The following is a 15,862-nucleotide window of genomic DNA, read 5'->3' on the forward strand; positions in this document are numbered from 1 at the left end:
GCGGACGCGCTGGCGCCCTTTGTCGACTTCGATGTGGTGGAGGTCGTCAGGGAAGGTCGCTCTCTGGACCGGGTGGATGTGGTCCAGCCGGTGACCTGGGCGGTCATGGTGTCACTGGCCGCGGTGTGGCATTCCCTGGGTGTTGCTCCGGATGCGGTGGTGGGGCATTCGCAGGGTGAGATCGCCGCTGCGGCCGTTTCGGGTGCGTTGTCGTTGGAGGATGCCGCCCGGGTGGTGGCCTTGCGCGCTGCCGTGATCGGGCGTGAGCTGGCGGGGCTGGGGGGCATGGCTTCCCTGCCGTTGCCGTTGGCCGAGGTCGAGGAGCGGCTTGCGGGGTGGACGGGTCGGCTCGGTGTCGCTGCGGTCAACGGGCCGTCGAGCACCGTGGTGGCCGGTGATGCCGATGCCGTGGCCGCGTTCGTGGCGGAGGCTCAGGCGGAGGGGATTCGGGCGCGTCAGGTGCCCGTCGACTACGCCTCGCATTCGGCGCACGTCGAGCGGATCGAGGCCGAACTGCTCGACGTCCTCGGCCCGATCGTTCCGCGCCGGCCCGAGGTTCCCTTCTACTCGACCGTGACCGGCGGTCTGCTCAGGGAACCCGTCCTCGATGCCGCGTACTGGTACCGCAACCTGCGACAGCCCGTCCGCTTCGAGGACACCGTCCGCGCGCTGCTCGCCAAGGGATTCGCCACGTTCGTGGAGTCCAGTGCGCACCCCGTGTTGGTCATGGGCATCCAGGAGACGGGTGACGAGGTCCTCGCCGTCGGTTCCCTGCGCCGTGACGAGGGCGGTTGGGAGCGCCTCCTGACCTCCGCCGCCGAGCTGTTCGTGCGGGGCGTGGACATCGACTGGGCCTCCCTCTTCGAGGGGACCGGGGCCCGCCGTGTCGACCTGCCGACGTATGCCTTCCAGCGCCGGCACCACTGGCTGGAGCCCTCCGCGCCCTCCGTCGCCCCGGCCGCCGGACCGGACGGCATCGACGGCTGGCGCTACCGCACCACCTGGACCGCCCTCCCCGGCGCCGGTGCCGGCGAGGCCCCGGCCGGGCCCGTGCTGCTGGTGGTCCCCGCCGGGACGGACGCCGCCCTCGCCGACGAAGCCGAAGCCGCCCTCGCCCGTCACGGCGTCCGCGTCGACCGGCTCACCGTCGACGCGGCCACCGCCACCCGCACCGGACTGGCCGCCTCCCTCACCCCGTACACCGGCCACGCCCGGGTGCTCTCCCTCCTCGGGACCGCCGGACTCCCGCACCCCGACCACCCCGAGCTGCCCCTCGCCGCCGTGGGCACCGCACTGCTGGCGCAGGCCGCCGCCGACGCGGGACTCACCGGCCGGCTGTGGACCGTCACCCGGGGCGCGGTGGCCGTGTCCCCGGGCGAGGTGCCCCGGTCGGAAGGGGCCCAGGTCTGGGGTCTCGGGCGCGGCATCGCACTGGAGCTGCCCACCCTGTGGGGCGGCCTCGTCGACCTCCCCGAGACCCCCGACGAGCGCGCCTGGCAGCGGCTCCTGTCCGTCCTCGCCGGCCCCTCGGCCCTCTCGGGCGAGGACCAGGTCGCCGTACGGCCCTCCGGTGTCTACGGGCGCCGGCTCGTCCCCGCCGCCGGGACGCCCGCCCGCCGTGCGTACACCCCGCGCGGGACCGTCCTGGTCACCGGCGGCACCGGCGCCCTCGGCGCGCACGTCGCCCGCTGGCTCGCCACCGCCGGCGCCGCACACCTCGTCCTCACCGGACGGCGCGGGCCCGGTGCGCCCGGCGCCGACGCGCTGGCCGCCGAACTGCGCGCCCTCGGCGCCGAGGTGACCGTGGCCGCCTGCGACGTCTCCGACCGGGACGCGCTCGCCGCCCTCCTGGACGCCCACCCGCCCACCGCCGTCTTCCACACCGCCGGCGTCCCGCACTCCGAGGCGTTCCTCGACACCGGCACCGGCTCCTTCGCCGACGTGTACGCGGGCAAGGTCACCGGCGCCCGCCACCTGCACGAACTCACCCGCGCCCGGGGCCTGGAGCTCGACGCGTTCGTGCTCTACGCCTCCGGCGCCGGGGTCTGGGGCAGCGGCGGCCAGAGCGCCTACGGGGCCGCCAACGCCGCCCTGGACGCCCTCGCCGCACAGCGCAGCGCCGAGGGCCTGCCCGCCACCTCCGTCGCCTGGGGCCTGTGGGGCGGCGGCGGAATGGGCGAGGGCGCCGGAGAGGAGTTCCTCAGCAGCCGGGGCCTGCGCCCCATGGACCCCGCGCAGGCCGTGGCGGCCCTCGGCCGGGCCCTCGACCGCGAGGACGTGTGCGTGGCCCTCGCCGACATGGACTGGCCCCTGTTCGCCAAGGGGTTCACCACCTTCCGGCCCAGCCCGCTCATCGGCGGACTGCCCGGCGTGCGCGAGGCCGTCGGCGGTGCCTCCGACGGCGGCGCCGAGCCGGCCGGCGACGGCCTGCCCGGGCTGCTCGCGGCCGCCGGGCCCGCCGAGCGGTACGAGATCGTCCTCGACGGGGTGCGCCGCGCCGTCGCGGCCGTACTCGGGTACGCCGGGCCGGAGGACGTCGACCCCGAAGGGGCCTTCCGGGACATCGGGTTCAGCTCCCTCACGGCCGGTGAGCTGGCGCAGCGGCTCAGCGCCGCCGCGGGCCGCAAGCTGCCCCCGACGCTGGTCTTCGACCACCCGACGCCCGCCGCGGTCGCCGGACACCTGCTCGAACTCCTCGCACCGGGCCTCCCGGGACACGGATCCGGAGACGACCCCGAGGAGGCGCGGATCCGGGCCGCCCTGGCGGCCGTACCGCTCGCCGTGCTGCGGGAGTCGGGCCTGCTGGACACCCTCCTCGCCCTCGCGGCGCCGCCCGAGCGGGGCTCAGGCGGCGGCACGTTCGATGGGGCCCGGGGCGGATCCGGCGCCGGCGGCCCGGACGTCCCCGGCCCGGCCGGGGCGGTCGACGACCTCGACGGCATCGACGACCTCGACGAGGACGCGCTGATCGCCCTGGCCCTGCGGGAATCCGCCGCCTGACCTCCCCCCGGCCCCGCCCGGACCGTCCGCCCGCCGTAGTGCCGTACCGCCGTACCCAGAGAGGGACCACCGATGGCCATGTCCTCCGAAAAGCTCATGGAGGCGCTCCGCACCTCGCTGAAGGAGAGCGAGCGCCTCCGCAGGCTCAACCGGGAGCTGGCCGCGGCCGCGCACGAGCCCGTCGCGGTGGTCGGCATGGCCTGCCGCTACCCCGGCGCCGACTCGCCCGAGGAGCTCTGGGACCTCGTCGCCTCCGGACGGGACGCCACCGGGCCCTTCCCCCGCGACCGGGGCTGGGACCTGGCCGGGCTCTACGACCCCGACCCCGAATCGCAGGGCACCACCTACTGCGACCGGGGCGGGTTCCTCGCGGGCGCGGCCGACTTCGACGCCGCGTTCTTCGGGATCTCCCCGCGCGAGGCCGTCGTCATGGATCCCCAGCAGCGGCTGCTGCTGGAGACCTCCTGGGAGGCCCTGGAACGCGCCGGCATCGACCCGCGCTCCCTGCGCGGCAGCGGGACGGGCGTGTACGTGGGCGCCGCCCACGGGTCGTACGCGACCGACCCGGACACCGTCCCCGAGGGCTCCGAGGGCTACCTCCTGACGGGCAGCGCCGACGCCGTGATGTCCGGCCGGATCTCGTACGCCCTCGGCCTCGAAGGGCCCTCCATGACGGTGGAGACGGCCTGTTCCTCCTCACTCGTCGCCCTGCACCTCGCGGTGGCGGCGCTGCGGCGCGGCGAGAGCGGCCTCGCCCTCGCGGGTGGTGTCGCCGTCATGCCGGACGCGGCCGCGTTCGTCGAGTTCTCGCGGCAGAAGGGGCTGGCCGCCGACGGCCGCTGCAAGGCCTTCTCCGCCGACGCGGACGGCACCGGCTGGGCCGAGGGCGTCGGCGTCCTCGTCCTGGAGCGGCTCTCCGACGCCGTCCGCGCGGGGCGGCGGATCCTCGCGGTGATCCGCGGCTCGGCGGTCAACCAGGACGGCGCCAGCAACGGCCTCACCGCCCCCAACGGGCCCTCGCAGCAGCGCGTCATCCGCCGGGCCCTCGCCGACGCCGGCCTGGAACCGCAGGACGTCGACGCCGTCGAGGCGCACGGCACGGGCACCCGGCTCGGCGACCCGATCGAGGCGCAGGCCCTCCTGGCCGTCTACGGCACGGACCGGGCGGCGGACCGCCCGCTGCGGCTCGGCTCCCTCAAGTCGAACATCGGGCACGCCCAGGCGGCCGCCGGGGTGGGCGGGGTCATCAAGACCATCCAGGCCATGCGGCACGGCCTGCTGCCCAAGACCCTGCACGCCGACCGCCCCACCCCGCACGTCGACTGGTCCTCGGGCGGCGTCCGGCTGCTCACCGCCCCGGTCCAGTGGCCGGCGGGCCCGCGCCCCCGCCGGGCGGCCGTCTCCGCGTTCGGCGTCGCCGGGACGAACGCCCACCTCATCCTGGAGGAGGCCCCCCGCCCCCCGGCCCCCGCCCCGGCCCCGGCCCCCGCCCCGGCCGCGGACGCGAACACCGATCCGGCCGCGGCCGTGGACGCCGCTCCCGCTTCGGGCGGGTCCGCCACCGGGGCCGCCGTCGTGCCGTGGTTCGTCTCCGGGCGGTCCGAGGACGCGCTGATCGCCCAGGCGCGGCGGCTGCGGGAGCACCTCGCCGGCGCCGCGCCCGACGCCCTCGGCATCGGGTACGCGCTCGCCGCGACCCGCACCGCCTTCGAGCACCGGGCCGTCGTCCTCGGCACCACGTACGCCGAGCTCGCCCGGGGCCTCGACGCGCTCGCCGACGGGACACCCTCCGCGGCGGTGGTACGGGGCGTGCGGCGCCGGGACGCGAAGACCGCGTTCCTGTTCACCGGGCAGGGCAGCCAGCGCCCCGGCATGGCCCGCGGACTGAGCGCCGCGCACCCGGTGTTCGCCGCCGCGCTGGACGCCGTCGTCGAACGCCTCGACCCCCACCTGGACCGGCCCCTCGCCGCCGTCCTCGACGCCGCGCCCGGCAGCCCGGAGGAGGAGCTGCTGCACCGCACCCAGTACGCGCAGGCCGCCCTGTTCGCGGTGGAGGTGGCGCTGTTCCGGCTGCTGGAGCACTGGGGCATGCGGCCCGACGTCCTCCTCGGGCACTCCGTCGGGGGGATCGCCGCCGCCCACGCGGCCGGCGTGCTCGACCTCGACGACGCCTGCGCCCTCGTCGCCGCCCGGGGCCGGCTGATGCAGGCCCTGCCGGCCGGCGGCGCGATGCTCTCCGTACGGGCCGGCGAGGACGAGGTGCGGGCGCTGCTCGCCGGGCACCCCGGCGCCGATGTCGCCGCCGTCAACGGACCGCGCGCCGTGGTCGTCTCGGGCACCGAGGAGGCCGTCGCGGCGATCGGCGCCCGGCTGGCGGAACAGGGCCGCAAGACCAGGCGGCTCACCGTCAGCCACGCCTTTCACTCCCCGCTCATGGAACCGATGCTGGAGGAGTTCCGCGCCCTCGCCGACCGGCTCACCTACCGCGCCCCGCGCATCCCCGTCGTCTCCGACGTCACGGGGCTGCGCGCCGCCGGCGACGACCTGCGCACCGGCGCCTACTGGGCCGCGCACGTCCGCTCGACGGTCCGCTTCGCCGACGGCGTGCGGACCGCCCGCGACCTGGGGGCCGTCACCTTCGTCGAACTCGGGCCCGACGCCGTCCTGTCCGCCATGGCGGAGGAGGTCCTGGCCTCCGACGCGCACGTGGCCGTCCCGGTCCTGCGCCGGGGCCGGCCCGAGGCCGAGACCCTGCTGAAGGCCGTGGCCGTGGCCGCCGCCCGCGGCGCCGCACTGGACCGCGCCCGCCTTTTCGACGACGCCCCGGGCGCCCACCCGGCCCCCCTGCCCGTCTACGCCTGGCAGCACCGCCGCTTCTGGATCGCCCCGACCCCCCGCACCCGGCCGACCGGGCCGACGATCCCGGGCCTTCCCGCGGTCCCGGCGGGCACGGGGGTTCCGGCGGCCCCGGGAAGCCTGCGCCACCGCGTCGTCTGGCAGCCGCTGCCGGCGGCGGACGGGGCGCGGCTCACCGGGAGCTGGCTGCTGGTCGAGTCCGCCCAGGACCTCACCTCCGGCGACGGCGACGCCGCCGAGCGCGCCCTGACCGCGCTCGGCGCGGACGTCCGCCGGGTGGCCGTCGACGCCGACACCGCCGACCGCACGACGCTGGCCGCGCTGCTGGACGCCGCCGGCGCCGGCACCCTCACCGGAGTCCTCTCCCTCCTCGGGGCCGACGAACGGGAGGGACCGGACCGCGGCTCGGTCCCGGCCGGGGTCCGGGCCACGCTCGCCCTCGTCCAGGCCCTGGAGGAGCGGGCCGTCCCCGCACGCCTCTGGTGCGCGACCCGCGGAGCCGTCGCCACGGCCACCGGCGAGCGGCCCCGGCCGGCGGGCGCCCAGCTGTGGGGCCTCGGCAGGGTCGCGGCCCTCGAACTCCCCGCCCGCTGGGGCGGCCTGGTCGACCTGCCCGAGACTCCGGACGCCGCGTCCTGGACCCTCCTCGCCGCCTCGCTCGGCGGCCCCGAGGACCAGGTGGCCGTACGCCACGGCCGTACGCACGGCCGCCGCCTCGAACCGTCCCCCGCACCGCCGGCACCCGGCTCCGGGGCCGGGTACCGGCCCCGGGGGACCGTGCTGGTCACCGGGGGGACCGGGGCCCTCGGGGGGCACCTCGCGCGGCGGCTCGCCGCGGAGGGGGCCGCGCACCTGCTGCTCGTCGGGCGGCGTGGCCGGCAGGCGCCCGGGGCGGAGGCGCTGGAGGGCGAACTGCTCGCGCTGGGCGCCAAGGTGACCTTCGCCGCCTGCGACCTCGCGGACCGGGAGGCGGTCGCCGCCCTGCTCGCGGAGGTCCCCGCCGACGCCCCGCTCACCGCCGTCTTCCACGCGGCGGGCATCCCCCAGGTCGGCCCGCTGACCGGGGCCGGTCCCGACACCTTCGCCGAGGTCTACGCCGGCAAGCTGACCGGCGCCCGCCACCTGGACGAACTCACCCGGCCCCTCGCCCTCGACGCGTTCGCCCTCTACTCCTCGGGCGCGGGCGTCTGGGGCAGCGCCGGCCAGTGCGCGTACGCCGCCGCCAACGCCGGCCTCGACGCGCTGGCCCTGTGCCGCCACGCCGACGGCCTGCCCGCGACCTCCGTGGCGTGGGGCCTGTGGGGCGGGGACGGCATGGGCGAGGGGGAGGGCGGCGCGTACCTGCTGCGCAGGGGCGTCCGCCCGATGGCCCCGGAGGCCGCCCTGGACGAACTCTTCGCCGCCGTCGCCGACGGCACCCCCACGCTGACGGTCACCGACACGGACTGGCCCCGCTTCGCGGACTCCTTCACCTCCTACCGGCCCAGCCCCCTCCTCACCCCCCTCCTCCCCCCGGCCGGCACCCCGGCCGGCACCCCCGCCCCCGGCGGCGCGGCCGCCGGCCCGGACGGCCTCGGCCGGCGGCTGGCCGGGATGGGGCCGCAGGCCCGGCGGGAGGCGCTGCTCGCGCTGGTGCGGACGGAGGCCGCCACCGTGCTCGGGTACGGGCACGGCGACGAGGTCGAGCCGGACGCCCGCTTCCTGCTCATCGGCTTCGACTCGCTGGCCGTCACCCAGCTGCGCCGCCGCCTCACCGCCGCCACCGGGCTCGAACCGGCCCCCGAGGCCCTGTTCGACCACGACACCCCCGCCGCCCTCGCCGACCACCTCCTGGAGCTCCTCCAGGACCCCGGACACCTCCCCGGTCCGGCCGGATCCGCCGCACCGGCCGGAGACCGCCGGACCGGCGGCGGCACCCTCACCGCCCTGTACCGCGCCGCCGTGGAGGAGGGCCGCGTCGACCGTGCGGTCGACGCCCTGGCGGCCGTCGCAGCCCTCCGCCCCGTCTTCACCGCCGACCGCCCCCACCCCCTTCCCCCGGTCCACCTCGCCCAGGCAGCGCCGGCCGGCCGGGCCGCACCGGACGCCCCGCTCCTGCTCATCGGCGTCGCCGGAACCGCCGCCGTGTCCGGCCCCCTGGAGTTCTCCGCCCTGGCCGGCGCCCTCGCCGGACGCCGGGACGTCGTCGCCCTCGCCCAGCCCGGGTTCCGGGACGGGGAGCCGCTGCCGGACTCGCTGGAGGCCCTCTGCGCCGCGCACGCCGCCGCCGTCGAGCGGCTCGCGCAGGGCCGCCCGTACGCCCTGATCGGACACTCCGCCGGCGCCAACGCCGCCCACGCCCTCACCCGTCACCTGGAACGGCACGGCACCGGCCCCGCCGCCCTGGTCCTCGCCGACATCTACACCCCCAGCGCGCCCGGAGCCATGGGCGTCTGGCGGGATGTCATGCTGCGCTGGGCGATGGACCGCTCGCCCGTACCCCTCGACGACACCCGGCTCACCGCCATGGGTGCCTATCACCGACTCCTCCTCGACTGGACACCGGAGCCCACCCGCGCCCCGGTCCTGCACCTGCGCGCCGGAGAACCCATGGCCGCGTGGACCGACCCCCGCGAGGACTGGCGATCCGTCTGGGACGCCGCCCACACCGTCACCGACGTCCCGGGCAACCACTTCACGATGATGACCGAGCACGCCCCGGCCGCGGCCCGCGCCGTCGACGCCTGGCTGGACGCACTGCCCGGCTGCAACCGATGACGAGGAGAAACATGACCTCCGAGCTGCTGACCGAGGACCGCGGACGGGACATCGCCCGCCGGGCCCGCAGGAACCAACTCACCCGCGCCGCCCAGTGGTTCGCCGGCATCGAAGCCGACCCGTACGGCCTGGTCCTGCGCGCCGGCACCGGAGAGCCGACCGCCGCCGAGGAGGCCGTCCGCGCCCTCGGCCCGCTCCACCACAGCACCCTGCTGGACACCTGGGTCACCGCCGACCGGGCCGTCGCCCAGGAGGTCGTCGACCACCCCGCCTTCGACGGTCCCGGCCCCGCCGCCGACACCCCCGGCGGGGACCCGCTCCCCTTCCGCAGCGCCGTCCTCACCCTCGACCGCGCCTCCGCCGCGCCGCTCGCCGCGCTCACCGCCTTCGGCGGCGGTCTGCTGTGGGCGGACGACGCCGAGTCCGTGGAGAAGCGGACCGCCACGTGGGCCCGTACGCTCCTGGCCGCGCTCGGCGACCGCTTCGACCTCGCCGAGGACTTCGCCCGCCGGCTCACCGGCCCCGTCCTCGCCGAACAGCTCGGCCTGCCCGAGGCCGCCCACGAGCGGTTCTCCCGCCTCCTGCCCGACTGCCGCCACGCCCTGGACGGCCTGCTGTGCCCGCAGACCCACGCCACGGCGCTGGCCGCCGAGGCCGCCGAGACGGCCATGGTCGACCTGCTGACCGACGCCCTGTACGAGTCCACCGCCGACACCGTCCGCGCCGCGAAGATCATGGCCCTCAGCGCGGCCGAGCCCACCGCCGTCCTCATCGCCAACGCCGTCCGCCTGCTGCTCGACGAACCCGGCGGCTGGCAGCGGCTGGCCGAGGACCCCGACCTGGCCGGGGAGGTCGTCGAGCACACCCTGCGCACGGCGCCCCCCGTCCGGCTGGAGTCCCGCGTCGTGCGCACCGCCGTCACCCTCGCCGGCACCGAACTCCCCGTCGGCGCCCGCGTCACCCTCCTCGTCGCCGCCGTCAACCGCGACCCGCGGGCCGCGGCCGACGCCCCGCCCTTCGGGCTCTCGCCCGACCTGCACTTCGGGCTGTCCGCGCACCTCGTCAAGGCCGTCGCGCGCGCCGCGCTGCGCACCCTCGCCGAGACCCTCCCGGCCCTGCGCGCCGACGGCGACCCGGTGACCCGGCTGCGCTCGCCCGTCCTGCGGGCCCCGGCGCGCCAGCCGGTCACCGCCGGCCGCGCCCGCCCCTGAACCCGGCCCACGTTCCTCCCCGAACCCCGCCCCGACCCGCCCCGACCGTAGGGAGAGCGGATGCCATGCGCGTCCTGATCACGTGCTTCGCGCACAACACGCACTACTACAACCTGGTGCCGCTGGCCTGGGCGCTGCGCGCCGCCGGGCACGAGGTACGGGTGGCCAGCCAGCCCGCGCTCACCGACGTGATCAACGGGTCGGGGCTGACGGCCGCGCCCGTCGGCGACCTCGACTCCATCGTGGAGCTGATGACGCAGATCGGCGGCGATCCCACCCCCTACCAGCAGGGCCTGGACTTCGCGCAGACCCGTGGCGGCCCGCTGGGCTGGGAACACGCCCTCGGACAGCAGACCATGATGACGGCCATGTCGTTCGCGCCGCTGAACGGCGACACGACCATCGACGACACCGTCGCGCTGGCCCGGGCCTGGCGGCCCGACCTGGTGCTGTGGGAACCCTTCACCTACGCCGGCCCGATCGCCGCGCACGTCGTCGGCGCGGCCCACGCCCGGCTGCTGTGGGGCCCCGACGTCATCCTGAACGCCCGCCGCCAGTTCCTCGCCCTGCGCGCCCTCCAGCCCGAGGAGTGCCGCGAGGACCCGATGGCCGACTGGCTCACCTGGACCCTGAGCCGCTTCGGCGTCACCCCCGACGCCGCCGCCGTCGAGGAGCTCGTCGGGGGCATGTGGAGCATCGACCCCGCCCCCGAGGCCCTGCGCATACCGGTGCCCGGCGAGGTGCTGCCGATGCGCTTCGTCCCGTACAACGGGCCCTCGGTCGTCCCCGACTGGCTGTACGAGCCGCCCGCCCGGCCCCGGGTCTGCGTCACCCTCGGGGTGTCGGCCCGCGAGACGTACGGGCGGGACGCCGTCCCCTTCGAGGAGCTCCTGCACGCCCTCGGCGACGTCGACGCCGAGATCGTCGCGACCCTCGACGCCGGCCAGCTCCAGGACCGCGCGGCCCTCCCCGGCAACATCCGGGCCGTGGACTTCGTCCCCATGGACGCCCTGCTGCCCACCTGCGCGGCCATCGTCCACCACGGCGGCGCCGGCACCGGCTACACCGCCACCGTGCACGGGGTGCCGCAGGTCATCGTCGGCTCCCTGTGGGACGCCCCGCTCAAGGCCGAACTGCACGCCGGAGCGGGCGCGGGCATCGACCTGCCCCCGGCGAAGCTGGACGCGGCCACCCTCCGCGAGGCCGTCGTACGGGCCCTCACCGACCCCTCGCTCGCGGCCGGGGCCCGCCGGCTGCGCGAGGAAGCCCTCGCGCAGCCGACGCCCGCCGCACTCGTACCGACCCTGGAACGGCTGGCGGCGGAGCACCGCGCCGGCCGCCCGGGTTCCGCCCACCCCGGCCAAGGAGACCCCTCGTGACCACCGCCTACGCGGGCGGCATCGCCCGCCTCTACGACCTCGTCCACCAGGGCAAGGGCAAGGACTACGCCCGCGAGGCCGCCGACCTCGCCGCGCTGATCGGCTCCCGGGTGCCGGGCGCGCACAGCGTCCTGGACGTGGCCTGCGGCACAGGCCTCCACCTGGAGCACCTGGCCCGCCTCTTCGCGTCCGTCGAGGGGGTCGAGATCTCCCCGGACATGCGCGAGCTGGCGGTCCGCCGCAACCCGGACGTGCCCGTGCACCTCGGAGACATGCGCGATTTCGCGCTCGGCACCACCCACTCCGCCGTCACCTGCATGTTCAGCTCCATCGGCCACATGCGCGACCAGGCCGAACTCGACGCGGCGCTCGCCCGGTTCGCCGCCCACCTCGACCCGGCGGGCGGAGTGGTCGTGGTGGAGCCGTGGTGGTTCCCGGAGACCTTCACCCCCGGGTACGTCGGGGCGTCGATCACCGAGGCGGAGGGCAGGACCATCTCACGCGTCTCGCACTCGCGGCTGGAGGACGACGCCACCCGCATCGACGTCCACTACCTGATCGCCGCACCGGGCGAGGAGATCGCGCACCTCGCGGAGAGCCACCGCATCACCCTCTTCGAGCGGGCGGCGTACGAGCGGGCGTTCGTCCGGGCGGGCCTGGAGGTGGAGTTCCTGGAGGGCGGGCCGTCGGGCCGCGGCCTGTTCGTCGGCGTGCCCGCCTGAGCCATCGATCGCCTGGGGTTCCGGCCGGGCCCCGGCAGAGGTCTGGACCAGGACCACTCGTGTACCGCCGGACTCCGGGCCCTTCCCGGGCCGCCCGCCGGCCGCTCCGGGGCTCCTTCCGGACCCCGGCCGGGGCCGCGCCGGGCCCCTGGCGTTGCCGGGGCAAACGGTCCAGCGTAGGCCGCGGCGCGGGCCCGGGCCAGGTGGCGCGGGCACCCCGGGGGCCCCGTCCCGGAGCCCCCGGCGGTGGCCGGATCACCGCGATACCACATGTATGCAGGCCATAAAGGTCGGTTGACGCTCCTTATAACCGGACGTTACTTTCCCCGCCATCGACGGATCCGGCCGATCGGGGGCAACAGTGACCGGGGAGGACTCCCACACCGACGACGGCGCACTTCGCGTGCTCGAACTCCTGGCGGGCGAGGCACCGGCCCGCGCCTACGACCAACTCGTCGCCCGCGCCCGCACCGCGGGCCCCGCACCACACCTCGAACGGCTGGAGCGCGCCAGGGGCCTCGCCCTGGAGGTCACCGCCCACTTCGAACGGCGCAGCCGGCGCGAGGCCGAACTCGCCGCGCTCGTCGACGCCGCCCGAGACCTGACCCGCCCCGGCAGCCTCGACGCGACCCTGCGCCTGGTCACCCGCCGGGCCCGGCTCATGACCACCATGGACCTGGCGGCCGCCGTCCTCCTCGACGAGGACGGAGCCGCCACCCTCACCACCGCCGACGGCGCCGTCAGCGCCCTCACCGTCGGCTACCGCATCCCCGCCGGCGCGCTGCCCGCGGCGGCCGGGCCCGGGGAGCGGCCCGCCCCCTTCTGGACCGCCGACCACCTCGCCGACGACCGCACCACCCACGCCACCGCCCTGGACGAGGTGCTGCACGCCGAATCCCTCCAGGCGGTGCTCGGCGTCCCGCTGTGCGCGGACGACCGGCACATCGGCTACCTGTACGTGGCCGCGCGCGGCATCCACCACTTCACCCCCGACGAGGTCGCGCTGATGCGCTCCCTCGCCGATCTCGCCGCCACGGCCATCCAGAGCGCCCGCCTGCTGGAGGGCGTCCACACCGCCAACGCCGAACTGGCGCAGGCCGGTTCACGCGTCCGGGCCTCCCTCGGCGACGCCCTGCGCGCGGGCAGCGTCCAGGACGAGCTCGTCCAGCTCGTCCTCGACGGCGTGGGCCTCGACGCCCTCCTCACCCGGGCCGCCGCCGAACTCGGCGGCAGCCTCGCCGTGCGCGGCGCGGCCGGCGAACGGCTCGCCGAACGCGGACGGATGCCCCGCCCCGACCCCGGGGAGCTGGACCGCGTACGGCTCAACGCGGCCGCCACCGGCGTGGCCTGCCCGCTGTCCGACGGCACCTGGGTGCTCCCGCTGTCGGTGCGCTCGGAGGAGATCGGCTGCCTCCTGTTCCACCCGGACGCCGACGCAGGACCGCCGGGCGAGCGGGTCCTGCTCTCCTACGCCCGTACCGTCGCCCTGCTGCTCGTCGTCCAGCGCTCCAGCGCCGTCGAAGGGCGGGTGCGCGACGACCTGCTCGCCGACCTCACCACCTGGGAGGCCCCGGCCGAGCGGCTGGTGGAACGGGCCCGCGCCCTCGCCGCCGTGCTCCAGCGCCCGTACGTGCTGGTCGTCGCCGATGCACACAGTCCGGCGGCCGGCCTCGTCGAGAGCTGGGCCGCCGCCTACGCCCGCCGCCACCGGGGCATGAAGACCCTCCAGGGCGACCGGCTCGTCCTGCTGCTGCCCGGAGAGGACGCGGCCGGTGCGGCCGCGCGGGTGCGCGCCGACCTCGCCACCGCCACCGGCGCCCCGGTGACGGCCGGCGCCTGCGGGCCCGCGCGGGGCGCCGAGGCCGTCCACCCCTCCTACCGGCAGGCCCTGCGCTGCCTGGAGGCGCTCACCGCCCTCGGCGCCACCGGCCGCTCCGCCGACGACCGCGACCTCGGCTTCCTCGGCATGCTGCTCTCCGACGACCACGACGTCCCCGGGTTCGTCGAACGCACCCTGGGCCCGCTGCTGGAGCACGACGCGGAACGTTTCGGCAACCTGGTGGAGACCCTCGACGGCTGGTTCAGCGCCGCCGGCAGCCCCACCCGGGCCGCCGAGATCCTCTACGTGCACCCCAACACGGTCTCCCGCCGCCTGGAACGCATCACCCAGCTGCTCGGCCGGGACTGGCAGCACCCCGACCAGGCGCTGGAACTTCAGCTCGCGCTGCGGCTGCACCGGGCGCGCGCCGCACTCGACCCCGCACCCGCCGTCCCCCCGTCAGCGGGATCGACGTGACCGACGCGACGGGGCCCCGGTGCGCGCCCGCCTCCAGCAGCCGTGAGGCGTGCGCCAGCGACACGAGCGTGGCGTGCCGGTGCCAGCCCTTGTAGGACCGCCCCTCGAAGTCCAGTGCGCCGACCGGGAGGCTGGTGTCGCGGAAGTCGGCGTCGGCCCGCCCGATCAGGCCGCCCAGCCCCAGCAGCGTGCCCCGGCCGGCGCCCGTCAGACTGGTCAGCCACAGCTCCGACACCTCCCGGGAGGTCGGCGACCACACCCCGACCAGCGTCAGCGGCACCGCTGCCGGACCGCCCGGCAGCCGCACCGGCAGCAGCCCCACCAGCGAGGTCTGCGTCCGCCCCGGCCGGGCCGGGTCCGGCCACTGCACCGGCCGCCGCTGCGGCCGCGCCAGCTCCGCCAGCCCGCCCGCCGACCCCGCCACGGCCCGGCTGCGCCCGGCCGACAGGTTCGGTGCGAGCAGGCCCGTACCGGTCCCGATCCGTATCAGGAACGGCAGGCCGGCCCGCGCGAACGCCTCCACCAGCGGCAGCACGGCCTCCTCCCGGGCGTCGGCCACCACCGGCAGCGCCGCCCCGGTCCAGCCGGCCGCCTCCACCACCATGTCCACGGCCAGCGCCTCCGGCGCGGCCGCGGCCCCCGCGTCCACCGAGTCGTCGGGGATCGCCGCCCGGCGGCGCAATTCCGTGTCGTCGAGCCAGTCCCCGCTCAGCGACAGCCGCCAGTTCACCGGGGCCGCCGCCGCGCCCGAGGCCAGCCACAGCCCGTACCCGTGCTGGCTGTTGACGACCTGCCCCAGCTGCGGGACGAACCTGCGCCCCACCCCCACCGAGTGCCGGCCCGTCTTCGGGATCACCAGCGGGCGCACCACCCAGGCACGCGGCGCCAGCAGCCGCTCCAGACCGGCCGCCAGCTCCGCCCGCAGCGGGGACCAGTCCCAGGTCGAGGAGCTGATGAAGTGGTGCAGGCTCTGCTCCGCGGCCCGCTCACCCGTGCTCACGGCCAGGTTGCGCATCGTCTTGCGGCCGGGCGTGTCCAGCAGGGCCCGTACGTACAGCTCGCCCTTGTGCCGCTGGTCGCGGCGGCGCAGCGAACCCAGCACCGACGTGCGCAGGGCGCGGACCTCCGAGGCGGGGACACGGGACAGGCTCTCGGCTTCCGGGGCCGGGCGAACGGTTCGCATGACGCTCCTCGGGGTCGGGCACCCCGAGGCAGCCGGCCGGGGCGGTTCGCGGTGTCGTGGTCGTGGGATCCCCTCCACCCTGTCCGCCCGGCGGCGCCCGGCCCAGGTAGGCCGGATACACACTTACCGACCGGTCACCCCGCTCGCCCGGCCCCGCTCCGCACCGCCCTCCGGGCCCGCCGCGCGTGGTGGCCGGGCCACCACCCGGGACCCGCCCCGGGGGCCCGCGCACCCGCTCCGGGCCCTCCCCGCCAGCCGCCGGCCACCGCGCCACCGCCCAACGTCCCAGTTCCCGCGCGGTGTTCGGGCCCCAGGGCGCGGTCCCGCGAAGAGTGTGGCCGGGCGACCTCCTCCCCGGCCCCGATCTGCGGAAGCGTGGACGTACGCATACCCCGGCGCCCCTCCGGGGCCGCCGCACCCCCGCGCGCCGCCGCCGGCCGCCCGGCCGCCGCACGCCG

General features: G+C 77.1%; 5 protein-coding genes and 2 pseudogenes. 6 read left to right on the plus strand and 1 reads right to left on the minus strand.

The features are described 5' to 3' along the window. From ACZ5NJ_RS31090 to ACZ5NJ_RS31115, 6 genes and pseudogenes are all read left to right on the plus strand, one after another. The coding region (locus tag ACZ5NJ_RS31090; protein ID WP_468769170.1) for a type I polyketide synthase at positions 1-3,000 on the plus strand (3,000 nt) is incomplete at its 5' end. A gap of 96 nt (positions 3,001-3,096) precedes the next feature. Next, positions 3,097-8,613: pseudogene (locus ACZ5NJ_RS31095) on the plus strand (SDR family NAD(P)-dependent oxidoreductase); the annotation flags it as partial. A gap of 11 nt (positions 8,614-8,624) precedes the next feature. Then, on the plus strand, positions 8,625-9,824 hold the full coding sequence (locus ACZ5NJ_RS31100) for a cytochrome P450 family protein (protein WP_468769172.1): 1,200 nt from the start codon (positions 8,625-8,627) through the stop codon (positions 9,822-9,824). A gap of 65 nt (positions 9,825-9,889) precedes the next feature. Beyond that, positions 9,890-11,203 carry an activator-dependent family glycosyltransferase gene (locus ACZ5NJ_RS31105; RefSeq protein ID WP_468769174.1) on the plus strand — a complete coding sequence of 438 codons (1,314 nt, stop codon included), beginning with the start codon at positions 9,890-9,892 and terminating at the stop codon, positions 11,201-11,203. Continuing rightward, positions 11,200-11,925 (plus strand): class I SAM-dependent methyltransferase, encoded by a 726-nt coding sequence (locus ACZ5NJ_RS31110; RefSeq protein ID WP_468769176.1) that lies wholly within the window; start codon positions 11,200-11,202, stop codon positions 11,923-11,925. The genes ACZ5NJ_RS31105 and ACZ5NJ_RS31110 overlap by 4 nt, the downstream gene beginning before the upstream one ends. A 403-nt stretch (positions 11,926-12,328) precedes the next feature. Continuing rightward, positions 12,329-14,098, plus strand: a pseudogene (locus tag ACZ5NJ_RS31115) (helix-turn-helix domain-containing protein); the annotation flags it as partial. Here the strand turns inward: ACZ5NJ_RS31115 and ACZ5NJ_RS31120 are convergent. After that, positions 14,088-15,404 carry an IS701 family transposase gene (locus ACZ5NJ_RS31120; RefSeq protein ID WP_468769178.1) on the minus strand — a complete coding sequence of 439 codons (1,317 nt, stop codon included), beginning with the start codon at positions 15,402-15,404 and terminating at the stop codon, positions 14,088-14,090. The pseudogene ACZ5NJ_RS31115 and the gene ACZ5NJ_RS31120 sit on opposite strands and share 11 nt — an antisense overlap. Positions 15,405-15,862: the final 458 nt, after the last annotated feature.

The organism is Streptomyces sp. NPDC032091, assembly GCF_055580265.1.